The organism is Paenibacillus sp. strain BS8-2 (assembly GCF_054483835.1).
The window spans coordinates 286,245-311,261 of record NZ_CM137010.1 but is presented as its reverse complement, the minus strand read 5'-3'; the positions used below and the strand labels follow the sequence as shown (position 1 = coordinate 311,261).

At 48.9% G+C, this 25,017-nt stretch carries 12 protein-coding genes and 3 pseudogenes; 11 read left to right on the top strand and 4 right to left on the bottom strand.

The window, feature by feature from the left end; translation table 11 throughout:
* Window positions 1–208 precede the first annotated feature (208 nt).
* The 5 genes from ACX1C1_RS01290 to ACX1C1_RS01270 all read left to right on the top strand — a co-directional run bounded on the left by ACX1C1_RS01290 (window position 209) and on the right by ACX1C1_RS01270 (window position 9,188).
* Window positions 209–1,864, top strand: coding sequence for an extracellular solute-binding protein (locus tag ACX1C1_RS01290; protein WP_458955394.1), 1,656 nt, complete (start codon window positions 209–211; stop codon window positions 1,862–1,864).
* 81 nt (window positions 1,865–1,945) lie between these two features.
* Window positions 1,946–2,875, top strand: a complete 930-nt coding sequence (locus ACX1C1_RS01285; protein WP_458955393.1) for an ABC transporter permease — start codon at window positions 1,946–1,948, stop codon at window positions 2,873–2,875.
* Between the two features lie 15 nt (window positions 2,876–2,890).
* Window positions 2,891–3,772, top strand: coding sequence for a carbohydrate ABC transporter permease (locus tag ACX1C1_RS01280; RefSeq protein ID WP_458955392.1), 882 nt, complete (start codon window positions 2,891–2,893; stop codon window positions 3,770–3,772).
* A gap of 22 nt (window positions 3,773–3,794) precedes the next feature.
* Window positions 3,795–5,189, top strand: a complete 1,395-nt coding sequence (locus tag ACX1C1_RS01275) for a sulfatase family protein (RefSeq protein ID WP_458955391.1) — start codon at window positions 3,795–3,797, stop codon at window positions 5,187–5,189.
* Window positions 5,190–5,486: 297 nt separating this feature from the next.
* Window positions 5,487–9,188 carry a polysaccharide lyase family 8 super-sandwich domain-containing protein gene (locus ACX1C1_RS01270; protein WP_458955390.1) on the top strand — a complete coding sequence of 1,234 codons (3,702 nt, stop codon included), beginning with the start codon at window positions 5,487–5,489 and terminating at the stop codon, window positions 9,186–9,188.
* 128 nt (window positions 9,189–9,316) lie between these two features.
* Here ACX1C1_RS01270 and ACX1C1_RS01265 read toward each other — a convergent pair.
* A pseudogene (locus tag ACX1C1_RS01265) lies at window positions 9,317–9,415 on the bottom strand (IS30 family transposase); the annotation flags it as partial.
* 107 nt (window positions 9,416–9,522) lie between these two features.
* On the opposite strand from ACX1C1_RS01265, the gene ACX1C1_RS01260 reads away from it, so the two are divergent.
* The 3 genes and pseudogenes from ACX1C1_RS01260 to ACX1C1_RS01250 all read left to right on the top strand — a co-directional run bounded on the left by ACX1C1_RS01260 (window position 9,523) and on the right by ACX1C1_RS01250 (window position 12,350).
* Window positions 9,523–10,293, top strand: a complete 771-nt coding sequence (locus ACX1C1_RS01260; protein WP_458955389.1) for a DeoR/GlpR family DNA-binding transcription regulator — start codon at window positions 9,523–9,525, stop codon at window positions 10,291–10,293.
* Between the two features lie 6 nt (window positions 10,294–10,299).
* Window positions 10,300–11,076, top strand: coding sequence for an alkaline phosphatase family protein (locus ACX1C1_RS01255; RefSeq protein WP_458955388.1), 777 nt, complete (start codon window positions 10,300–10,302; stop codon window positions 11,074–11,076).
* A pseudogene (locus tag ACX1C1_RS01250) lies at window positions 11,076–12,350 on the top strand (MFS transporter). The gene ACX1C1_RS01255 and the pseudogene ACX1C1_RS01250 overlap by 1 nt, the downstream one beginning before the upstream one ends.
* A 93-nt stretch (window positions 12,351–12,443) precedes the next feature.
* Here the strand turns inward: ACX1C1_RS01250 and ACX1C1_RS01245 are convergent.
* The 3 genes and pseudogenes from ACX1C1_RS01245 to ACX1C1_RS01235 all read right to left on the bottom strand — a co-directional run.
* On the bottom strand, window positions 12,444–13,538 hold the full coding sequence (locus ACX1C1_RS01245; RefSeq protein WP_458955387.1) for a response regulator: 1,095 nt from the start codon (window positions 13,536–13,538) through the stop codon (window positions 12,444–12,446).
* An 8-nt stretch (window positions 13,539–13,546) separates the two neighbouring features.
* Complete coding sequence (locus ACX1C1_RS01240; protein ID WP_458957563.1) at window positions 13,547–14,545, bottom strand: sensor histidine kinase; 999 nt, start codon at window positions 14,543–14,545, stop codon at window positions 13,547–13,549.
* A 60-nt stretch (window positions 14,546–14,605) separates the two neighbouring features.
* A pseudogene (locus tag ACX1C1_RS01235) lies at window positions 14,606–15,286 on the bottom strand (histidine kinase N-terminal 7TM domain-containing protein); the annotation flags it as partial.
* A 143-nt stretch (window positions 15,287–15,429) separates the two neighbouring features.
* On the opposite strand from ACX1C1_RS01235, the gene ACX1C1_RS01230 reads away from it, so the two are divergent.
* The 3 genes from ACX1C1_RS01230 to ACX1C1_RS01220 all read left to right on the top strand — a co-directional run bounded on the left by ACX1C1_RS01230 (window position 15,430) and on the right by ACX1C1_RS01220 (window position 24,824).
* Complete coding sequence (locus tag ACX1C1_RS01230) at window positions 15,430–18,714, top strand: leucine-rich repeat protein (protein WP_458955386.1); 3,285 nt, start codon at window positions 15,430–15,432, stop codon at window positions 18,712–18,714.
* A 359-nt stretch (window positions 18,715–19,073) separates the two neighbouring features.
* Window positions 19,074–19,292: a hypothetical protein gene (locus ACX1C1_RS01225; RefSeq protein WP_458955385.1), complete on the top strand. Its 219-nt coding sequence runs from the start codon at window positions 19,074–19,076 to the stop codon at window positions 19,290–19,292.
* 357 nt (window positions 19,293–19,649) lie between these two features.
* On the top strand, window positions 19,650–24,824 hold the full coding sequence (locus ACX1C1_RS01220; RefSeq protein WP_458955384.1) for an S-layer homology domain-containing protein: 5,175 nt from the start codon (window positions 19,650–19,652) through the stop codon (window positions 24,822–24,824).
* Window positions 24,825–25,017 lie beyond the last annotated feature (193 nt).

The window sequence follows — 25,017 nt, the reverse complement described above, 5'->3', positions numbered from 1 at the left end:
GCAGTCTTTACTAAGACTGCAGCTTTCCTATTTTGATGAAAATGCTGATAAATCGGGAATGTGGAATGCTAATCGGGAATATTGCATGTCGTCTAATCGACTATTTGACTATGGATAAGGCTATCTGAGTATGGAGCCGTTACTTAGTGAATGGTAAGTTAGAGGAGGCCAAAGCTTCACGGCCCAAATAAACGATGGAGGGTCAAATATGAACGCAAAAAAAGGGAAATACGCTTTGAGCAAAAGCGCAGCTGTCGCCAGTCTGGTGCTTGCCGTTGTTATATCCGGATGCGGGAACAACGCTGAAAGCAATAGCAACAATAATAGCAATACCGGCAATGCCGGTTCATCGACGGAACAACCTGTACAAGAGGTCAGCTATCCTGCATCGCTGTCTTATTGGACGGATGCGATAGCGCCGGACGTTACGAAAATAGATAGTGAATTGAATGTAAAGAACGAACTGGAGAAAATTACGGGGACAAAAGTCGACTATCAGTACCCGACAGGCGACGCGAACGAAGCCTTGAATCTTATGATTGCAACGAACAATTTGCCGGACGTTATTGAAACCAACTGGCTAGCCAAGGGACCGGATCAGCTGATTAAAGATAAAACCATTATTCGTTTGAATGAACTTATCGAACAGCATGCGCCTAATTTGACAAAGTTGCTTAACGAGCATCCGGACTGGAAGAAGGCGATTACAACCGATGACGGCAACATTTACGTCATGCCGTTTATTCGCGAGCATAAGGATCTGACGATCTTCATGGGCCCGATTATAAGGCAGGATTGGTTAGATACACTAGAATTGGCGATGCCAACTACGATTGACGAGTGGAATACCGTGCTGACGGCGTTCAAAAATAATGATCCGAACGGCAACGGCAAAGCCGACGAAATTCCTCTCCTTCTTCAAATCAACCCAACTGCAGGGAATCTCCTGGGAAGCTTCGGCTTGCCAAACGGCTTGGCTACGGCATGGGGAGTGAACAGCGATTTCTATCAAGTCGACGGCAAAGTGAAATACGGTCCAATCCAACCGGAATATAAAGAATTCTTGATCCAATTAAATCAATGGTACAAAGACGGAGTGCTTGACAAAGAATTTGCCTCCGTCGACAACAAGCTTCGCGACGCAAGAATTACGAGCGACACCGTTGGCTCCTTCGTAGGTTATGCAAGCTCTGGCATTGCCAAGTACATGGGACTTATGAAAGAAAAGAATCCGAATTTCAAGCTTGTCGGCGCTCCTTTTCCCGTACTGAACAAGGGAGATAAAGCGGTAATCGGCTTACAGGATGCCATGTTCAAAGGTTATGGAGCAGCTGTTACCTCGGGGAACCCAAATCCTGCCGAAACGATAAAATACTTGGATTATATGTACAGCGATGAGGGCTACACATTAATCAATTACGGTATCGAAGGCAAAACTTACGAAATGGTGAATGGTGTTCCAACCTTTACCGAACTCGTTACCAAAGATGCTGACGGACTCTCTGTCGGAGAAGCGAAGATCAAATACGGTGTTGAGACTGGCGAAGGCGCATATATTCAAAGCCAAGGCGTCCAGCAGCCTTCAACGCAACTGCCGGAACAGCTAGCCGCGGTTGAAGCATGGGGCTCTTCATCGAATGAAAGATTGCTTCCTTACTTCACACAAACGGGAGAGGAAGACAAAGAGATGAAACCGTTGCTGACCGATATGAACACTTACTTTACGGAAATGTTCGTGAAATTCGTCATTGGCGTTGAATCTTTGGACAATTTCGATAAGTTCGTGAAGACGATGCAAGGTATGGGAGCGGACAGAGTTGTAGAACTAAAGCAAGCTGCTCTTGATCGTTATAATCAACGATAAGATTTGCAGGGGGCTTGTACCGGCTAAGGGTTCCGGTACAAGCCTAATCCCGACATCATCATGTAATGGCAGGTGAAGAGAATGTCAACGAAATCAGCACCATCCTTAGCAACGACGCTCACGAAGGACTTGAAACGCAATAAAATCATTTATCTTATGCTAGTGCCGGTCGTTGCCTACTTCCTTATCTTCCAATACGGCCCCATGTACGGGGTTCAAATTGCATTCAAAGATTTTTCTCCGGCGCAGGGCATTTGGGGAAGTTCGTGGGTCGGCCTTCAAAATTTCGAGAGTTTCTTTAATAGCTTTTATTTTTCCCGGATTGTTAAAAATACGTTAATCCTTAGTTTGTATGATCTTATCTTCACCTTCCCGGCTCCGATCATCCTTGCTTTGCTGATCAATGAAGTGAGAAGCCATATTTTCCGTCGTACCGTACAATCTTTGACTTACTTACCGCATTTTATCTCCATCGTTGTCGTCGTGGGGATGATGATCGATTTCATGTCGATTGACGGAATGATTAACCGAATTATCATTGCTTTCGGCGGGGAAGCGATTCCTTTCTTTCAAGAAGCTGGATGGTTTAGAACGTTATATATCGGCTCGGCTGTATGGAAGGAAATTGGCTGGGGGTCGATTATTTATCTCGCAGCGATTACAACCATCGATCCAACGCTTTATGAAGCGGCAAAGGTGGATGGCGCAGGGCGCTTCAGGCAAATTATCAATGTGACCATACCGGGGATTATGCCCACGATTATTATTTTGCTCATTCTTCGAATTGGATCGATGCTCGCGTTAGGCGACGAGAAGATCCTGTTAATGTATAACCCCTCCATATATGAAACATCAGATGTGATCGGGACATTTGTCTACCGAAAAGGTCTGCTCGAATCTAACTTCAGCTATTCCGCGGCGGTTGGATTATTAAATTCCGTTATCAACTTCATATTGCTGATTCTTGCGAATTACACGAGCAAGAAGTTTAGCGAAACGAAGCTTTGGTAGAAGGAGGCACATCTTATGCTGCAGAAGAGAACCGTAGGCGAATTTATCTTTGAAAACATCAATGCCTTCTTGTTGATTTTATTATCCATTTCGACTTTATACCCGCTGCTCTTTGTCCTCTTTGCTTCTCTGAGCGAGGCTGATCTGCTGGTGCAAAGCCGGGGTATCCTGTTCTGGCCGCAGGGCTTTTCTCTGGATGCCTACAAAGCGGTATTTCAGAATCCCATGGTCAGCTCTGGCTATGTGAACACATTATTTTATACTTTAGTCGGTACGTTCGTTAATATTTTCCTGACTTGTCTTGGCGCGTATGGTTTGTCGAGGAAAAATGTACTGCTGAAAAATCCGATTATGTTGATGATCGTATTTACGATGTTTTTCAACGGCGGGCTTATCCCGAACTTTATTCTTATCAATAATCTAGGCATGCTGGACACCAGGTGGTCGCTGATCTTCCCTCTTGCAATCAGTGCGTGGAATCTGATTATCCTTCGTACGTCGTTCCAAGCGGTTCCTGCGAGCTTGGAAGAAGCAGCGCGCGTGGATGGAGCGAATGATATCACCATATTGTGGAGAGTCATAATCCCGTTGTCGCTTCCCGCGATTGCTGTCATTTCTCTCTTCTATGGCGTGCATCATTGGAATTCATGGTTTAGTGCTTCCATCTATTTGCAAGATAGAGATCTCTTTCCGCTTCAGCTCATCCTGCGGGAAATTCTTATCCAGAATGTGACGGATGGAATGACGGGCGGCGTAGACGCCGGCAACAAGATGCAAGTTGGAGAAACGATCAAATATGCGACGATTATGGTCGCTACTCTGCCGATTCTGGTGCTCTACCCGTTCTTGCAGAAGTACTTCGTGAAAGGCGTTATGATCGGAGCAGTGAAAGAATAGCGATAAGGATGTGATCATTTTAATGACGCAGCAACGCAAGAAACCCAACCTCCTGTTCGTATTTGCAGACCAATGGCGCAGACAGGCGGTTGGCGTCAGAGACGAAGATCCGGTCATCACGCCGAATTTCGATCGATTTGCGCGGGAGAGCGCCGATTTCGATCAAGCGGTGAGTTGCTACCCCCTTTGTTCACCTAATCGATCCTCCTTGTTGACCGGCAGATTCCCGTTGTCCACCGGCGTTACGACTAATTGCAAAACCGGTCTGTCCATTCAGCTTAATGATGGAGAGATTGGTTTCGGCGAAGCATTGAAGGCGGAAGGGTATTCGACGGGCTATATCGGCAAGTGGCATCTGGATGAACCGGATCTGAACAAAAGCGCCAATCCAACATCCGGCGCATCTAATTGGGATGCATACACCCCTCCAGGGCCAAGAAGGCTGGGTTTTGACTTCTGGTATTCGTACGGAGCGGATGGCCAGCATCTGCATCCCCATTACTGGAAAGACACACCGGAGATGATTCGGATAGATGAATGGTCGCCAAAACATGAAACGGATGTGGCTGAAGCTTATATTCGAGACCGTGATCGAGACCGCCCGTTTGCCCTGTTCCTCTCATGGAATCCGCCGCATCATCCTTACGATCAGGTCCCTGCGGAGTACCGTGAGCGATATGCTGGTATGGAGCTCCCGACACGCCCCAATGTGATTGGCGAAGGGGTTGAGGAAGCCGAAAAACATTCGCTTAATTATTTTGCAGCGGTAACGGGAATTGACGATCAATTCGGAAGACTGATGGCTACGCTTGAAGAGGAAGGACTGACGGACGACACGATTGTTGTGGTTACGTCGGATCATGGCGACACTTTAGGATCGCATGCCTGGAAGCAAAATAAAAATATATGGTATGAAGAGTCAATCGGAGTACCATTGTTCATTCGATGGCCGGGGAACATCAGACCAGGCACGAACAGTACATTAGTGAACAGCGTAGATCTAATGCCAACGCTGCTTGGACTGATGAATGCGGAGATTCCGGCTCTCGTGCAAGGGGAGAATCTGGCCAACGCGGTAGCAGAATCCGAGTATCAAGAACGCGGTTCAGTATTTATCTGCCGATATCCGGGCAGTGTGGCCGAATATGAAGAGGCGAAGCGCAGAGGTATCGATCTCCTTGCATATGGTTGGCGCGGAGTTCGTACTTCCCGGTATACGTATGTGGTAACTCGCTCTCATATAGAGGACAGTCGGGAAAGGATCCTATACGACAATGAGAAGGATCCCTATCAGTTGCAGCCTATTACGAATTATGAAGGCTATGTTGATCTGATGAGCGTCTTGGAGAGCGAGCTTGAAGGTTGGTTGAAGAAGATCGGCGATCCCTTCCCGATCAGAGTAGGCAGCGTGCAATAATAAGCAGCGATAGTTCAACAAAAATAGTCTGTGTTCTCCATGGGGATGCAGGCTTTTTTTTCGTCTCAAAACAAGGCATTTTGAACTGTTTTCGCAGTCTGGTGCTGGCGATCGGGATTTATGCGCATGTATTCGGAAATTTGATTATAGCTGTATTGGCGCCGAGATCGTAACATAATGCTCAAATATATTGAATTGGCGGTGATGGAAGCGCTTAACAGGCGCTGGAGCACAACCTGTTGAGATAGACGGGAATTTGATTCAAGCAGTGACAAAGCGATCTGGCGGAGGGATCTAATGATGAACAAATGGAAAGCACGTAAATGGTTATGCATGATGTTAATAATTTCTATGTTGGTTCCATCCTTGCTGGTGACGAAGGCGGCGCATGCCGACGTATACGATGAATTCGATTTGATGAGGATGAAATGGTTCGACATGCTTACTGGCGGTAGCGATTATGACCCGCAGGATGCCGATGTCGCAGCGCAGCTAGCAACGATTACGGCAAATGCCAATACGTATTGGTCATCGATGAACACGTCATCCGAGCGCACTTATCTGTGGAGCGATGCAGCCAGCTGGACCGTATCAGCTACCTTGACCACAAATTACAATCGCCTATATGCGATGTCGGCGGCATACGCCACTAGCGGTTCAGCTCTTTATGAGAATGCTTCGCTTGCTTCGGATATTGTAAACGCTTTAGATTGGATGTACACGAATAAATTCAATACCAGCACGACGCAATACGATAATTGGTGGGATTTCGAGATTGGGTCTCCCAAGAAGATTGTCGACATTATGGTGCTGCTGTACGATCAATTATCGCCGACTCAAATTACGAATTATGGCACAGTATTGAATAAATTCGTGCCGAATCCATCCACCGATATGAGTCATGCCGACGGTGCCAATTTGTCGGACAAGGCTCAGGCTGCAATCGTTCACGGTATTGTAGGCAAGCTTCCGTCTCGCATCGCGCAGGGACGGGATGCGCTTAGCAGGATTTTCCCATATGTAACGAGCGGAGATGGCTTCTATGAGGACGGCTCCTTTATTCAGCATAATCGCATCGCTTACACCGGAAGTTATGGTTCCGTGTTATTGAGCGGTTTTGCGAATTTACTATTTATTTTGCGAGACACGACTTGGGAAGTGACGGATCCTAGTGTTAATAATGTCTATCGTTGGGTAACCGAAAGCTTTCAGCCGCTCATATACAAAGGCGCGATAATGGACAACGTGGCAGGACGTTCGATGTCGCGGCAAAATACGAACGACCATAAGTCGGGCAGATCGATTGTCCTCTCTATCCTTAAGCTTGCGGAAGGATTCTCCGCCGCCAAGGAGCTTGAATTGAAGAGCATGGTGAAAGCATGGGTGATGCAAGATACTACCTATGCTAATTATTTCGTCAACATGTCTCTCTTTAATCAATCGAGGCTTCGCGCTCTAATGAATGACGATTCGATTCAGCCGATGGCCGAGACTTACGGGAATTACGCATTCGCGTCCATGGATCGATTCGTGCATGTTCAACCCGGCTATGCCTTTGGACTCAGTTTATTTTCCGACCGTATTTCCTCCTTTGAATCCATCAATCAAGAGAACTTGAAGGGCTGGTATACAGGGGCTGGAATGACCTATCTGTATAATGATGATCTCGCTCAGCATAGCGACAATTTCTGGCCGACAATCGATTCATTCCGTCTGCCTGGTACAACGACGGACGGTTCCGGGAAGGGCGTCACGCCCAAGAACGGTAATAAATTCATGAATACTTCTAATTGGGTGGGGGGCTCCAGTGTCAATGGAATGTACGGCTCTGCCGGCATGCAGTTCTCGTTAACCGAGGTAACCGGAAGTCCCCTTCAAGGTAAGAAATCCTGGTTCATGTTCGGCGACAAGATCGCGGCGCTTGGAACGGGAATTAAGAATACGAATACGAACCCCGTAGAGACGATCGTGGAGAATCGAAAATTGAATGCCGCGGGCGATAACACGCTTATCGTGGATGGGAACGTCAAGTCTACGGCGCTGGGCTGGTCGGAGACCATGAACGGCATTGAGTGGGCAAACTTATCAGGCAGCGTGCCGGGCTCCGACATCGGCTATTATTTCCCTGGTACGGCGACGATCACCGGATTACGCGAGTCAAGAACTGGAGATTGGTACGATATTAATACGAGGATGAACGAACAAGGCAGTACGGTTACGAACAACTTCTTAAGCCTGGCGTTCGAGCATGGCGCTCAGCCGGCAAACGGTTCGTATTCTTATGTGCTGCTGCCGAACAAGGACGCCGCTGCCACTGCTGCTTATGCGGCTAATCCGGATATTGTAATTCTAGAAAATAGCACAGAAGCACAAGCCGTGAAGGATACCGCTTTAAATGCGGTGGGCGCGAACTTCTGGAACGATGGCACGAAGACGATTTCCGTTGACGGGGCAAGCTTCTTGACCAGTGATAAAAAAGCGTCGATCACAACACTGGAAAGTGCGAATGAGTTGGATATAGCGGTGTCTGATCCGACACATACGAACACTTCGCCGATTCATGTGGAGATCAACAGAAGCGCCGCAGGCGTTATTACTCTTGATCCGAACGTGACGGTCACGCAATTGTCGCCAAGTATTAAATTGACGGTTAACGCAAGCGGATCGCAGGGCAAGTCTCATGAGACGAAGTTTATGCTCAGCACGTCTTCCGCTCCTGAAGCGCCTGTGCTAAATGGGGTAGACGTTCACAACCTGTCAGCCGATTTGCATTGGAGCTCTGCGGGAGGCGAGAGCGGCTACAATATTGTGTACGGCACATCTCCTGGCGTCTACACGCATTCGATCCCAGTTCAAGCCGTAAGCGCGTCGAACAGCTTTACGGTCACGGGCCTTGCAGGAGGGGCTTCCTATTACTTCGCAGTACGAGCTGTGAACAGCGAGGGCGAAAGCGGGCCTTCGAATGAATGGAGTGTGGTTACGCCTAATTTGTTGGTGATCGAGTCATCAGATGACGCCTTTGTGCAGGATGGCTCTTATGCGAACACGAACTACGGCTCGGAGCAAATTCTTTATACGAAAACAGGAGGCGCGGGTTACTCACGCAATGCCTATGTGAAGTTCGATCTGTCTTCCATTCCCAGCGATGTGTTACATGCTTATATTCAGCTTGTACCAGTATCCGCGGGCATGGAAGGTATCGTGAATGAGGCGCATCTTATAAACGACCATACATGGACCGAATCGACGGTAACATGGAATAACCAGCCGATTGCGGGAGAGCTGCTGTCAAGCTTCGTGGTTGCAACGGATCGATCGCCAGTACAGATCGATGTGACGGATGAAGTAAATGCAGCTTTGCATACCAGCGGCTCCATATCCATTCGCGTTTCATCCCCTACCAATCCAGGTTCGCAAGGCTTTATCTATTATGGCAGCAAAGAATACGAGGTTGAGGCTTACCGTCCGATTATAGTCTATGTGAAAGGACCGACCATGCTGACGGCATCGGAGGATGCCCTTGTAAGGGGAGGTACTTATGCCACAACGAACTATGGATCGGCGGTAACCTTGGTAACGAAGAATGAATCCGAAGCGTATACTCGCGAAAGCTATATCAAATTCGATCTGTCATCGCTGGCGACCGAGGTGTCCGACGCCAAGATCCGGCTTACAACGACGCGCTCCGGGATGGACGGCGTCCTGAACGGGGCGAAACTCGTAAGCGACAATTCGTGGAGCGAAACGGGGATCAATTGGAATAATAAGCCGGCAGCAAGCGGAGATGCGATTGCGACATGGACCTTGCAGCAAGCCTCCACCGTGGTGGAGTTTGATGTGACGGATCTCATCAACGCAGCAATCGCCAACAACGAGAACGCCATTACATTATTCATATTCTCGCTTGAGAGTCAAGGCTCGGCGAGCGATTCGACCTACGCTTCACGGGAAAACGCGGACGCGGCGAAACGGCCGATGTTGATTTATACAGAACAATAACAAGCGTTTTCCGGCAATGACGCTAATACACAGCTTGACGACCACAGATAGATTCACAAAAGGCTTCTCATGAGTTCACCAAACTTGTGGGAAGCTTTTTTTGGTTTGAAAATGAATAATTCAGGCATAGCGAGATCGTGCCCTTTAGGGAAGAACTCCCTCAAGAGCCCATTAGCGTTCTCATTGGAACCGCGTTGCCAAGAAGAATAGGGATCAGCGAAGAAGACGTTAGATGTCGTACTTCATATTACAATCCGTCGTATGCTTTAAAATGCTTGACACAAAATGAGTGCGGGTGTACAGTAAATGTGTATTTGTGAGGAGTTGGTTGCATATGTTTGCAAATGAGAGACGTATAAAAATTGTGGAAATGATCAAGGAACAGTCTTCCGTTACAGTATCGGAGCTCATGTCATTGTTTGGGGTATCGATTGAAACGGTGCGTAGGGATCTCGAATATCTAGAAAAAAAACAAGCGTTGAAGAGAGTGCATGGGGGGGCTGTTTCGAATCAGAAAATGAAAATGGCTGCCAGCCTTGAAGAGCGTATTTCCGAAAATCGGGAGCTGAAACAACAGCTGGCGCGTAAAGCATTGCAGTTTATTCGCGAGGACGACATGATCGTAATCGATTCAGGCAGCACTGCAATGGAGTTCGCGCCGCTGCTCAAGGAGCATTTCCACAGACTCAAGATCGCTACGAATTCCCCCGAAGTTTTCGCCGCTTTATGCGATGTAGAAGGATTTGACTTGATCCTGATCGGCGGCCAGTACCTGCGGGAGGAGAAAGCTTTTTATGGTCATATGGCAATGGAGACGATAAAGCGGCTTCATTTTTCAAAGGCTTTTATTTTTCCTTCAGCAATTTCGCTTCGTTATGGAATCGGTTTGTTCTTTCACGAATTATTTGATATCCAGCGGGGATTTATCGAGCATTCGGATGAAGTATTCATTTTGGCTGATAGCTCGAAGTTCGAAACGCCTGCCACCATTAAAGTTTGCGATTTATCATCTTCCTTCCAGATCATAACGGATTCAAAGCTGCCGGATCACATTTTATCGTTGTATAAGAACAGCTCGCTAAACATCATAAAATCCATGGAGTGATATAAAATGAACCATAAAGTTCTGCTTATTTTGGTTGATGGTATGCGTCCGGACAGCTTATCCCTTTCAGGTCATCCCTATATCGAACAATTAAAGGAGCAAGCAAGCTACACGCTCACTGCCCAGACGGTTATGCCAAGTGTAACACTCCCCTGCCATATGTCGCTGTTCCATAGCGTCCCACCTGAACGGCATGGCATAATGGATAATATCTATACTCCGCAGGTGCGGCCAATCGCCGGTCTCTGCGAACAATTAAAAGCGGGCAACAAAACATCAGCGTTGTTTTATAATTGGGAGGAGCTTCGTGATGTTGCACGTCCGGGTTCAACCGCGCATAATTGCTTCTTATCAGGCTCTGACTATGGTTATGACGTTACGAATGGAATGTTAACCGACATGTCGATCGCATGTATAAACGAATATGCTCCTGATTTTACCTTCTTGTATTTAGGAGAAGTGGATGTGGTTGGACATAAGTATGGCTGGATGTCCAAGGAATATATTGAAGCTGTTTATTCATCCTGGGCATGCATCGAGAGGGTCATACATGCTATTCCGGAGGATTATAATGTCATTGTGACTGCAGATCATGGGGGCCACGACCGTACTCACGGTACAATGATGCCCGAGGATATGACGATTCCATTGTTTGTTAAAGGGAAGGCATTTGCATCGGGGGCACCTCTTCCGGAAGCTACTATTATCGACATAGCCCCGACAATTGTTAAGCTTCTAGGCGTAACCTCCAATAAGGATTGGGAAGGTAAGCCACTTGTGTGATGATTTCGGAATCGATAGCTTCAAAAACAAAGCAGCGAAGCGCTTTATTTTTTAGTATTTTATGTTGCTTGGTCTATTTCACCAGCTATTTGACTCGCATTAATTTCGGGGCAGCTCTATTAGAAATCGCGCAATCGCTGCACATTAGCAATCAATTGGCAGGCATGGCGGTTATCGGCAGTTTTATTACCTACGGCGCTGGTCAGCCTATTTGCGGGTATTTGAGTGACCGGTTTGAGCCGAGAACGATGATTTTCGCAGGATTGGTGGCAACAGCTCTTTGCAACTTTACAATTGCTTTTATGAGCGACATCTATCTGATGACCTTTATTTGGTGCTTAAATGGATTCTTTCAAGCGATGTTATGGCCGCCGCTTGTACGCGGCATGTCGCAATACTTATCGCCCGAGCTATACCGCAAGACAAGTGTGTGGATCGTTACGGCGTCATCGGCAGGAACAATCGTGGTCTATCTATTAGTTCCCTTTAGCATTTGGATTTCGGGTTGGTGAATCGCTTTTATGATACCTGCAATGTTTGCACTGATCGTCGCAGTATTATGGATCTTTAGTATCAAAGCTTTTGGTAGGCATGAACCGACCGAGTATGCCACGAAGCCGGGTTCAAGTAGTAGAATTCCTGAGTCAGAGCGAGGCGTCGGCGCGCTTATTTGGACCTCGGGCCTGCTGCCGATCATGCTGGTCATTGTTCTTCAAGGTGCTTTGCGAGATGGTATTACAACATGGATGCCAACCTATATTCATGATGTTTTTCAGTTAGACACATCACTTTCCATTTTAAGTACCGTCATATTGCCCATATTCACCATTTGCTGTGTAGCAGTAGCTTCCCAGGTTTACAAATCCTTAAAAAATGAACTTTTGGTTTCTGCCTTGTTATGGGGGGCTGGGGGAATTACGGGTTTGGCGCTTATTTTCTTTTTTGCGTCACATGCAATGGTTTCTATTCTGCTTATGGCCTTATTGACCGGTTGTACGCACGGCATTAACTTGATGTTAATTAGTCAATTGCCGCTTCATTATGCCAAGTATGGTCGCGCAGCAACGATTTCAGGTATTTTAAACGCTTTTGCTTATATCGGAAGCTCAATATCTATCTATGGAATTGCAGCGTTAAGCGAAGCTTATGGCTGGGGCTTTACCATTATTAGCTGGACTATTATTGCGCTAATAGGGCTAATCATCTGTCTTGGACGTATGAAGAAGTGGAGAACGTTTGTGCAGAAAACAGAGCTGGGCGTTTCATCCTATTAGAGGGGTGCAGTTTAAGTTCGAACAGGGCACTGAAGAACCTATGGTTTTTCAGCGAGTCCCAGCAATGGGCGAAAAATGCGGCACCTATTCCGATTAAGTATGCATTATCTTTGAGAATTCAATAGGAAGGGGGATGGATAATTCTTGCTGATACAGATTTGATATGTACACATAATGTTGTTCGAATGATTGATGATCCTTCGATTCTTTATAAATCTGCAGCAATAACAAATGAGCTTCCTCGTCCCATTCATCGTTTACAAGTAGCTTCTTGATCAGGGGGATTGCTTGCTCAGCTCTTCGATGTGCGATCAGAAACCCACTTAACTGTTTGACAAAGTGGGCATACAATTTGTGTAGACGGATTTGCTCGGTAATCGACCATTCAAAGGATCGGTCCTCGAATAATTCAGCGATATACAGTTGTTCGCATGCCAAGACATTGTCAATATGAGTAGGTTCTATTGTAGTGAATTGAGAAACTTGATCTTCGAATTGCACGAAATCGATCTCGACATGATCGAGGAGCAGCCAGTATTGGTCTTGAGAATGGACAATGATGTTCCTATGCCCGAGTGTATGCAGCGTTTTACGCAGCTGATAGACATTCGTATTCACATAAGTTGCAGCATTCTCCTGTGGTGTGTCCGTGTAAATGTGTTCGATGATCCGGCTTTTGGAAACGGGCCTGCCTCTTTGGATCAGAAGATAAGCGAACAACTCCATACTCTTCTTCGAGATCCATTTGGCATGTCCACCTTGCTCGCTTCTTACTTCGAATCCTCCAAAGGCTCGCACTATCAGCTTTCCGGGAGAGTTGTCCTCAGTTGTGGACTTCTCGCTGATTCTTGCTGCAGCCCGCATGATCGTCTGTTCTAGACGTGGTTTCGAAACGGGCTTAATCATATAATCCAGGGGGTAGCTGTCGAATGAATCTATTGCAAACTCCTTGTGCGAGGTTACGAATACAATATCTACCTTGCTGTGGGTAGAACGAAGCTGACGAGCGACCTCCAATCCGTGATCTTGCCCGATCATGATATCTATGAATACTAGATCTATGTCCTCCCGATTTACGTGCTCCAGCGCCTGTGCGGCATTCTGATAGCAACCAACCACAACTACTCCACTGATCGCGGATAATAAACGGTTCATCACGATATGCATGGCTTTTTCATCATCAATCACAATGACCCTCATCGTAAATCACCGTCCTCAAGCCCAATAGTGAAAGTGCTCCCGCTGCCTAGATTACTGTGTACCTTGAGAGATCCGCCGCTTATGTCTAGAAATTGCCGGCTTACAAGTAAGCCAAGACCTGTCCCTTTCTCTCCAGCGGTGCCTGCAGTGGAATCAAACCGTGTATCATCGAACACATATTGGATCTGTTCTTCACTCATTCCCACGCCATGATCGGTAACAGAGATTTCTACTCTACTCTCGGTAGTTCTAGCACTTATTCGGATTATGCCACCTGGATTAGAATACTTAATCGCATTGGACAGAAGATTGCGAATCACCAGAATAAGCGCTTCACGATCGACGTAAACGCGGATGTCTTCATCAATATGGACAAGCAACGTCAGTTGCTTCACCTCACAGTTCAGCAAGAGTAACCGACATGCTTCGTCAACAATAGCGGATACGGGAAAGGATTCAGGATGCAGCACGATGCCTTCCCTCTGACCGCGAAACCATTCCATAAGATTCTCGACAATTGTATAGGTGTTGCGAATTTGTCCGCCTAATACATGAATAATCTCGCTGCCAGCTTGGTCGGATGGTCCTTTCTCTTGCTCCAGCAGCTCTATCAAGTTGACTTGAGCAGCTAACGGGTTACGAATGTCATGCGATATGGCTGTGAAGAGCTGATCCTTCATCTGGTTTAGGTGGGCAATCTGTTCTAACGCTTGTTGCTTCTCCGTAATATCGATAATGACCGAGATGGTTCCTAGCTTGCGTTGTCGCTGGGTGAAGAATGGATAGACATTCACGATGTATGCTCTCTTCTCATGTCCGATCTGAGTACTGATCTCGATTCGGCAATCTTCCATGAGAGCGCATGCAGACTGCCATTTGGGCCAAGCTGTGAGTACTTCCTCGTAACTACGGCCCAGGATAGGACTGTTGTTGTTATCCTCTAACAGTAAGCGAGCTAATTTGTTGCTATCAATAATTTTGCCTGTCTTATTCATAATGAGCATTCCTTCATGCATCGTGTCTACAACGATGTTCCTCGCCATGGGGACACTTGAGAAAAGCTTCTTCCGCACAATAATCCAGAACATGATCATGCCGCAAATTCCGGAATACACGGAGAGAGGCAAGAGCCATGGAGAGAGAGTGGGCATGAAAAGCTTCAACAATTCTACCGACATGGGAATACTGCCGAACAACAGAAGCCACATGCCTGCTATACGGAATTCAGGACGTGAATTTCGGATGTAACGGATCAGAACGAATATGCAGCCCGCAATAATGGTATAACACAATAAGTTGAAAGCTAATGCATACGGGGTCTTAATGATGACCAGGTGCCCATTAACCAAGTCTTGCGTTCTATTAATGATATGCCAGTAAGGTTCTGCCCAGATCACAACGACCCAGCAAGCGAATAGGGCAATGAGAGAGGCGCTCCATCGCAGCCGCAACCACCTGTCCTTACCGACCAGGTCCAGGACAAAAAGTACCATTAATGGGACCATAAATAAGAGTGCTGTTTGTTCTATATTTCGAAAAAAAAGTTTGGATTGCAAGTCTGTGCGACTGATCTCGAGAATCACACTTCCTGCATAAACGACTCGGCAGCCTAACACCCATACGAAAAAGCGCACACCATGTTCCCGGCGGTACACGATCGCATACATCAACATGATGCAGATTAGAATGGCCGAAACAAGAATTGTGATTGAGGGTAGTGTCCTTAAATCATTCATATATAGGGAAGTTGCTCCTCCGAAGTTAAGGAATTTGGAAAAATTAAATAAATTCTATCATAATTTTATCATAGCAGTATGCTAGGATGAAAACTAATTGTTCCATACTTTTATACAATTTCAGAGGAGATAGGTGGAAATTCATGATAATGAGAGGTTTTACGCGGAAAATAGGACTTGCTACTCTGTCGATTTTTCTGTTTTTTGGGAGCTTTATGTCATTCCCGGTGACTAGCACGTATGCTGCTGTGGAAGGTGATTTTGAATACGAAGCCTTAAGCGGAGTCACCGCAATAATCACAGGCTACACGGGGGATAACGGAGTAGATGTTGTCATCCCTAATAGTGTGGGTGGCGGATTAACCGTGGTCGAAATCGGTGAGTATGCTTTTAGCGAAAAACAACTGATATCAATAATGATTCCAGAAGGCGTGACGACTGTCGGGAATGGCGCATTCGAAAGGAACAACCTGACTGATTTGACTCTCCCTAACAGTCTCGCGACAATCGGAAGCTTTGCCTTCTATCAAAATGAACTGTCCTCGCTAACGATCCCGGACGGTGTGACAGCAGTCGGGCAAAGCGCATTCGAATCGAATAATCTGACTGATTTGACACTCCCTGGAAGTCTTGCAACAATCGAAACAAATGCCTTCTATAACAATGAACTGTCCTCGCTTACACTTCCAGACGGTGTGACGACAGTCGGGCAGGCGGCGTTTCGATATAATATGTTGACTAATTTGACACTACCTAACAGTCTTACAACAATCGAATCAAGTGCCTTCATGAACAATGAACTGTCCTCGTTAACGATTCCAGAGGGTGTGACGACAGTCGGGCCAAGCGCATTCGAATATAATAACCTGACTAATTTGACACTCCCTGGTAGTCTTACAACAATCGAATCAAGTGCCTTCAAGGAAAATGAACTGTCCTCGTTAACGATTCCAGAGGGTGTGACGACAGTCGGGCCAAGCGCATTCGAATATAATAACCTCACTAATTTGACACTCCCTGGTAGTCTTACAGCAATCGAATCAAGTGCCTTCAAGGAAAATGAACTGTCCTCGTTAACGATTCCAGAGGGTGTGACGACAGTCGGGACAAACGCATTCCAATATAATAACCTGACTAATTTGACACTACCTAACAGTCTTATAACAATCGAACCAAGTGCTTTCAAGAACAATGAACTGGTCTCGTTAACGATTCCAGAGGGTGTGACGACAGTCGGGCCAAGCGCATTCGAATATAATAACCTGACTAATTTGACACTACCTGGCAGTCTTACAACAATCGAAACAACTGCCTTCAAGGACAATAAACTGGTCTCGTTAACGATTCCAGCTAGTGTACAGACGATTGAACCAAGAGCATTTAGTTATAATCCTGCACTTTTGGATGTGCTAATACTGAACACAAGTGTGGAATTTGCGGCTAACGATATATTTTATCGAAATTCGACCAATCTAACGTTATATAGTTATGCCTCTTCAAACTCGCAGACGTTTGCTTCTGACAACAATTACGGCTTTCAGACCATTACGCCAAAGCTTCTGGACCTGGAGCTTAACATTGACGGATTTTCATTTGATCCGGAGGAGCGTACCTTTAACGTGATGACAAATGCGAATGCCGTTATTGTGACACCAACTCCTGTTGTCCCCTTCTCGATAGTGAAGGTTAATGAGGTGCTGGTGCCGTACGGAGAAGGCTCCCTACCCATTGAACTTGATGAAGAATTGGCGACAATTACGGTGGTTGTGGAAGCGCCAGACAACTCTACAGAAGAATATACATTGGAATTAAGTGTTGACCAAACTAGTCCATCTATTGATTTGACAGCTAATCCGACAATGCCGACTATGGGAAATGTTACCATAAAAGTCGATACGGATGGTACTGGAAGCGCCATTGACAACGTAAAATGGGCGGCAGGCAACCAGGTTGCTGCGTACTTCGAAACATCCGGACAGTTGCTCACAGGTAACTCATTCGATGCAACGTCTAACGGAATATATACCGTTTATGCGCGAGACGAGGCCGGCAATGAAGCGGTTGAGACGATCACAATCAACAACATTGACCGCAGTACGTCTTCAGTTGACTCTACACCGCCGCTCTGCTCTGAAGATTGCGAACCTCGTACAATCATATCGATTGGTCCTGGTGTCATCATAATAAAGGTGGCTCCACGAGATATCAAGGAGTTGCCAAAGGACAACGGTAGGAATAAAAAGGTTGTGAATCTCCCTGATGATGTGTGGGAGGAACTTCCCAAGCTACTGGATGATGATCGTCCTGTGATACAAGTCGTCATTGATGACACTCTGCCCGATGTAGAATTGCGTCTTCTAGGTAAACAGTTGGAAAAACTGAGGGCTATTAATCCGAATGTAGAGTTTGACATGCAACTGAACGGATCCAGTTTTCAATTGAAAGTAAACGTACTGGATTTAGAACAACTGGCTACACGATTAGGGATTGCTGTAGAGGAATTGAATGTGGTTATTAAAATTTCAGCCTTAACAGGCGACACTAAAGAAGATTTCTTATTAGCTGCGGACGAGCAAGGGATGACAGTGCTCAGCCAAGTGATTGAATTTCAATTGTTTGTATCGGGCGACGATGAATGGGTTGAGATAACCGATTTTGGCGGCACGTATATGACCAAGTCGATCGTGCTGGACAAACAATTCGCCAATCGAAATTACATGGCCGTCCTATACGACCCAGATGCTCGAACATTTACGTATGTACCAGCGGTTATGGATCGCCAAAGCAATGGTCAACAAGATGCAGTCATACAGATGCCGCATAATAGCATCTATGCGATAGTGGAAACGGATCGGATCGAATTCGCTGACATGCAAGGACATTGGGCGGAGTCAGAGGTTGAGAAACTGGGATCCAAACGAATTGTCAGAGGGATAACGATCAATGACTATGCACCGAATCGCAACATTACTCGTGCTGAATTTGCTTCAATACTGGTGCGTGCACTGGGGATCAAGACTAATCATACTGGTGCAGGCGATGTTTTCAAGGATGTAGCAATCAGTTCTTGGTATTCCGCTGAAGTAGAAGCAGCCTTCAGGGCGGGACTGGTGAATGGGATCAGTTCAACACATTTTGCTCCGGATGCCCTGATTACGCGGGAGCAAATCGCAGTAATGCTCATGAACGCTCAGGTGCTAGTGAATGATGAATCCAATTCTATCGAACGGATTCAGAGTAGACTCACATCGTTTACCGATGCTTCGGAAGTGTCCCTTTGGGCTCGAGATGCAATATCGGAAGCTGTCGCCAGTGAACTCATTCAGGGGATGAGTACAGACAGATTAGCGCCGGCCGCACCGGCAACACGCGCACAAGCAACAGTCATGCTGCACCGATTCATGGTTATGTTCGAATTCTTGGATTGAGGAACATTGAGGAGTTAAAGAGAAGAGGCTTCGCATTCGATCACCGAACTTTTGCGAAGCCTCTTTTTCTTGTTTTGGTCACTGGAGCAGGCGATACAGTTTCTGCAGTCGGGCAAACCCGGCGTGCACATTGCGGAAACGGTGGGAATTATTCGATTTCTGGAGGCCGCGGAGGAGAGCAGAGCTCGAGGTACGTCGGGTAAAGCTTTAGTCAGTCGTTAAAATAAGTCCCATCCAATAAATGTTCCGTCTACATTGACGGATTCCCAAAACGCAGGACTGGGTTGTCCCGGTCCTGCGTTTTGGCGTATGGAGCTTGGAGCTCCAGTCTTGTTTTCGCAATTGTGCGAATTAGCAGCTTGGCCGCTATAGTGGTCGGAGTGGACAAAGCGCTTGGGCTTCGGTTCGGAGCGGATGATTATATCGCGAAGCCGTTCTCGCTGCTGGAATTGGTGGCGCGCGTGAGCGCGTCGATCCGCCGGACGACGAAATACGCGGCGGCGATGGATTCCGCGCAAGGTGGAGCCGCCGTTCCTCTTACCTCGGGAGAGCTTTTCCCCCTCCCCCCACGCGGATAGTTTGGCTTCCATCTCATCACCTCTAGTCTGAAATCTTTATTCCCGCCGCCAAGAGTATACTATTATATTCATCTATTGGATAGTACGCTCCTCTAGGTGGGGACGGGGGAGCATGATGCATAATCTCCCATGATAGAACCGGAGAAACGGCAATGAGCCGGGGCATCTAACGAAATAGGGCATCATGGCAAACAGGCTGCTTCCTGCATGACGGGAAGCGGTTTTTTGCGCTGCGCAGAAGCAAGATTATCCGGATATCTCCATAGCTTCTCCGAATATTCACTATTTCCGCTAACACGCGAGGGCTATACTTTAGGCGTGAATCACCCAATCCATGGATGAAAAGGGAGGAACAACATGAAGCAGACAAGGCTTAAACGATGGACCGCGGGCATGATCGCGGCGATGACCCTCTTGATGACCTTCGCGCCGCTGCCTGCGGCGAAGAAGGCAGAGGCCGCAGCGAGCTCAAGCGCCGTTGTAAGCGCATACGATCTTGCGACCCGAGGCGCGTGGAACGGCGTATACGGTCGCGACGGATACGTGCTGTTCGGTTATGACGGCAGAGATGCCGATCCGATCGAGAACCAGGGGGAGACGAGCAAGGAAATCGCTTTGTACGGCAGTGATGTGACGGTCAATCCGGCATACGTGAAGCAGGAGCTGGGGGGCAACATCTATACCGTTACAACAGGCGCTCGCGCATGGGTCCGGGCGGATGATGTCAGCGGCAACGGGGCCGTGCTGGATCCGCCGTCCGGCAGCGGACTTGTCAAGACGAATGCGTTTATCTCGAGAGGGACGCCTGGAAGCGACGGGGACATCCGTCAGTTCGCCTTCACGCTCGAGGATAACGAGGAGCATTTGTTTTCGGTTTATTTTGCGGGAGACATGAATTATAAGTATTACACGATTAAGGATCTGGAAGGCAATATTCTCGTGAATACGTTCCGCGGCATGAAAACGCTTACCCCTCCGCTGGCCGATGCGCCTGGTTTGCCTGTTGGGGCCAATAGTCTGGGGGATCAAGGCGCGTATATTACATTCAAGGTGAAGGGCAGCTTCGTCTTCGAGGTGATGGGGGCTTGGAGCGAAGGGCCGTCCGGGATGTTCTTCGATCCCGTCGAACCCGTCGGTCCCGTCCAGGGGGACGAGGCGTTGCAGATCAGCGTCGACAAGTCGACCAAAGGAGATTGGATCGGCCAATACGGCCAGGATGGGCACATTCTGCTGGGGTACAACTATCCGGGTGCGGTTCCGGGCGATAATCCGATCTGGGATACCTGGCTGTTCATGAATCCGACGATCCATGATTACGTGTCGAAGCCGGACTATCTGAACGAATTTACCTACAATGTCAATGGAGACTTGTGGGCCAGGAGCTCGACGAACGAGGAGGCTAGCTTAAGCCTGCCTGCCGCTGCCGGGTCGCCTGCCAAACACGATACTTATGGAGCGGGCGGTTCTCCGGGACAGTTCAGCTTCGTGCTGGACGATCAGGATTGGCATCAGTTCTCGATCTACAGCAATGCCGTTCCGCAGAATCCGGTGGGGCTCTCCTTCCTGGACAACGACGGTAATGTTATGCTTCCTAACCATGCGATTACGCCGGATACCTTTAACGGCGGCGCGTATTTGACCTATTTCGTCAAAGGCAGCTTTACGTTGAAAATGGTCAAAGCGGACAGCGACATGACCTTCGGTCCGCAGGCGTTTTTCTTCGACGAGCCGGCGGATTACGATCTGGCGGGGCTGACCGGCGAATACCAGTCGCCTCGTTCCGCCAAGCTGAGCTGGAGCGGCGGGGATGCGGGCTCCATCGCGGTCATCGAACGTTCCGCGCAGGCGGAGGGGCCTTTCGTTCAGGCAGGCACGACGGACGCCGCGGAAGGCACCTATGTAGATGCCGATCTGGGATCCGGCGGCACGTACTATTACCGATTGCGCGTCAAGGACGGCGGGCGCTACTCGCTGCCCGGCGATAGCGTCGTTTCCGTCGACGTGCCGGCTTACCAAGCCACTGCCTTGCAATTTGATTCCGAGGCTTACGACGTGGCCAGATCTGGATCCGCCGTCGAGCTTAACGTAACGTTAACGGCCGAAGGCGTTCCGGCAAGCGGCCAAACAATCGCCTTTAACTTGTCCGGCAGAACGGTCGGCGATTATATTCCCGCCGCGTTAGGCACGGCCGTTACAGACGAAGACGGAGTGGCTACGCTGAGCTTCACTCCCGATTACTTGGGCAGCTTCACCGTTACGGCAACGTTCGCGGCTGACGACGTGGATCAATTGGCGAATTCCGCTCGCGATGTCGCTTTGTCGATCGGCGGCAAGGCCTGGGAGCTTCCGCCGGTCATCTACAAGCTATCGGACGCGGTGAAGCCCGGCGAGTTGATCTCCATCAACGGCTACGGTTTGAAAGCCGGCGATACGGACGAGATACAGGTCGTCATGAAGGCTCACAACGGCAGCGGCTCCATGCCGGCATTGCCTCCCGCGGATGGAACGCAAGCGGCGATCAAGCAATACGATCAGCGAGACGGCTACTTCGTCGTAGCCGAGTTTCCGGAGCAACTGACCGCAGGCCAATATGCCGTCTGGATCAACAACGGTCACGGTTGGAGCACGCCAACGCTGCTGAACGCCGCGCGCCCGCTGTTCATCTCCGAGTATGAAGCATGGGAAGGACAGACGATCGATCTATCCGGACGCAACCTGATGGCCGAGCAGTTCGGGATGGACTCGGCGACGCGCTTGCGTCTCGCGAACGACACCCGAACGGTCGAGCAGAAGATTGGGCAATACTCTCCGTATTCGTTGCAATTTACCGTCAAGGCGCCGATCGGCACGTATAACGTAGAGGTGAGCCATAACGACGGCGCGAGCTGGGCGCCTCTGGCCAGCGGACAAACGTTGGACGTGGTGGAGATGGGCCGGGATCCGCTGGGAATAGGCGTCGCTTGGGCTAATCAGTTCGATTGGGACAATCGATACGACGTAACCGACTTCGGAGCCGCTCCTGGAGAAGGAGCGGATGATACCGCGTCCGTGACGGACGCGATCGAGGCGGCGAAGGATTCCGGCGGCGGGGTCGTCTATTTCCCCGCGGGCACGTACGAGGTTAGCCGGGTTCCGATGTACGCGGACGTCGTGCTGCTGGGCGAAGACAGGGATTCGACGCATCTCGTCTATACGGGAGCGGGCGTCAACATGTTCGAATCCGAAGGCGACGGCGCGGTGGAAGGTCGGTACGGCGTATCCGGCTTTACGGTCGGGCTATCCGATGACGCGAAGCGCCCGGATATGTTCTTCGCCTTCGGGCAGCCATGGAGCGAAGCGGCCGGCAATATGGCGCTGCGCACGGCCAGCGAAATGTTTATCGACAACATCAAATTGGATTATACGCTAGATACCGGCTACGGACAGGCCAATCCGGATCCTTACGCCGGCATGCGAGGGCTGGCCGTCGTCATTATCGGCAAAGAACGGTTTATCGTCCGCGACTCCGAGCTGAGCGGCTGGTCCGCCGGCATTACGCATGCTTATCTCAACGAATACACGACTTATTATAATAACAAGTTAGACTACGCCCACGAAGGTTACTTGCAGACCGTTGCCAACTATTCGTTCATGAACGGCAACATCGTACACGGCCGCGGCTGGGAAGCGGGCTTGCTGAAGGATTCGCACGGCCTGTTCGCCCGCGCCAACGTACACATGGAAGGCAATCAGGTATACGACGTGGGAAGCGATTATAATGACGGCGAGAGTTATGCGGTAGACAGTCCCGGAGGCAACTTCAACTCCGGCTACGTCATTAACGCGACGGAGAACACGTTGACGACGGCGCCGCTTGCCCCGTATCAAGACTATTCCGTCATGTACAATACCTTGGGCGTTCAGATTACGGACGGCCGCGGCATCGGGCAATGGCGGGAAGTGGAGAGCATCGACGACAACGTGATCACGATCAAGGGCAGCTGGGACGTCATTCCGGACGGCAACAGCGTGTTTACGCTCATATCGCCCAACGACAATGTAACGATCTACGATAACTTTGCGGAAAATACGAGTAAAGGCATCTATATCTTCGGCAATGCGGTCGACACGGTAGTAGCCAATAACGACGCGATCGACACGGAAGGCGCTTTTGTCTGGACCGCGTTGTTAAAGCAAGCGCCGGCGCTTGTCTCCGCCACGCACGTCGCCATCCGCGACAACGAGTTCGACGGCGTGTCGCCGAAAACCCGCACGGGCGGCATTCTGCTCAACACCCAGAGATACGGCTCCGAGGGGCTGTATTATTCGGTAGCCGCGTATAATATCGAGCTCCGCAACAATGCGCTTACCGGCGTTCCGAGCGCCGTGCCCAACAACTTGTCGGAGGCGCCGCCCGAGTCCGGCATCGTATTCTGGTCGGGGCTCAAAAGCTCGGACTTGATCGCGGACGCCTATAGCGGAGACGCCACCAATCTGATCGTGCAGAACAATATGCTGACCGACTATAACAAGGGGATTAGCGTAACGCTTGGCGATTACGGCGTCATTACCGCGGACAATTCGTTCCATAACGTAACGACCGAATTGTTCCATGCGGGCAAAGACCGGGTTGACGGCGAAGCCGAAAATCTGGTTCAACTGGAAGGAGAAGCTTCGGTGGATGCCGGCGACCTGCAGCGGTTGTACGATGCGGAACTCGCGCTGAACAGAAATGCGTCAAGCTACGTAAGTCATACATGGGAGCCGTATGCCGACAGACTTGCGGCTGCGGGAGACGTACTGGCCTTATCGACGCCGCGCAATATCGACATCAGAAACGCGCTTTATGATCTTCGTTCCGCCGTGGCCGCTCTAACGGCGATACCTGCATCTCCTGGCGAGCCTAGCCAGCCGGACAACGGCAGCGGACCTCAGCAGCCTGCAGAGCCTGAAGAACATTGGCCGGCAATAGGGGAAGACGTAACGTATACCGGCTCTTATCTCGCTCCGAATAGCAAAGGTCTCCTTGAGCCCGATAGCAAGCTCACGAGAGGCGACGTGGCCGACATGATCTACAGCTTATACGAAAAGCCAAAGTCGAAGCTGGACACAGACGTGTTGGAGCAATTCCGGGATGTCGGCTCCCTGCACAAGCATGCGGATGCGATCGCTTTCTGCACGCAGCTTGAATATGTGAATGGTTACCCGGACAACAGCTTCAAGCCAGAACGATTGATTACGCGGGCCGAATTCATCTCGATGGCCCTTAAGCTGCGGAGTCTTCCGAATGCCGCGGGAGAAGCGCCATTCTCTGACATCGAGGGACATTGGGCCGAGTCCGCGCTGAATATGGCTTATAGCAACGGCCTTATATCCGGTTACCCGGACGGCAGCTTCAAGCCGAATCAGACGTTAACCAAAGCCGAGGCCGCTACGATTATAGCCCGAATTCTGGAGCGCTCCGCGGAATGGACGGGAGACCAAGCGTTCCCGGATTTGCCGATGAGTCATTGGGCATACGCTTCGTTAATGAACGCAGCGAACGGGCAGTAACATAACTAATCCAATCAACACCAAAATTCCTTCTCATTCGACAATGGGGAGGAATTTTTTTCATGCTTCGCTATTAAAACAAGTTATAATAAAAGGATCATAGTGCTCCAAATTCCGGCATCATTCCTCCTGATTTGGACTGGAATTTGCGGGAGCGGCAATCTACCATTAGAATGAAAACGCTTAACTTATT

What these genes read in the sequence shown, in the direction of transcription:
- ACX1C1_RS01285 (WP_458955393.1), top strand. Translation starts at nt 1,946, where the DNA reads ATGTCAACGAAATCAGCACCATCCTTAGCAACGACGCTCACGAAGGAC.
- ACX1C1_RS01290 (WP_458955394.1), top strand. Translation starts at nt 209, where the DNA reads ATGAACGCAAAAAAAGGGAAATACGCTTTGAGCAAAAGCGCAGCTGTC.
- ACX1C1_RS01240 (WP_458957563.1), bottom strand. Translation starts at nt 14,545, where the DNA reads ATGAATAAGACAGGCAAAATTATTGATAGCAACAAATTAGCTCGCTTA.
- ACX1C1_RS01220 (WP_458955384.1), top strand. Translation starts at nt 19,650, where the DNA reads ATGAAGCAGACAAGGCTTAAACGATGGACCGCGGGCATGATCGCGGCG.
- ACX1C1_RS01275 (WP_458955391.1), top strand. Translation starts at nt 3,795, where the DNA reads ATGACGCAGCAACGCAAGAAACCCAACCTCCTGTTCGTATTTGCAGAC.
- ACX1C1_RS01280 (WP_458955392.1), top strand. Translation starts at nt 2,891, where the DNA reads ATGCTGCAGAAGAGAACCGTAGGCGAATTTATCTTTGAAAACATCAAT.
- ACX1C1_RS01260 (WP_458955389.1), top strand. Translation starts at nt 9,523, where the DNA reads ATGTTTGCAAATGAGAGACGTATAAAAATTGTGGAAATGATCAAGGAA.
- ACX1C1_RS01255 (WP_458955388.1), top strand. Translation starts at nt 10,300, where the DNA reads ATGAACCATAAAGTTCTGCTTATTTTGGTTGATGGTATGCGTCCGGAC.
- ACX1C1_RS01230 (WP_458955386.1), top strand. Translation starts at nt 15,430, where the DNA reads ATGATAATGAGAGGTTTTACGCGGAAAATAGGACTTGCTACTCTGTCG.
- ACX1C1_RS01270 (WP_458955390.1), top strand. Translation starts at nt 5,487, where the DNA reads ATGATGAACAAATGGAAAGCACGTAAATGGTTATGCATGATGTTAATA.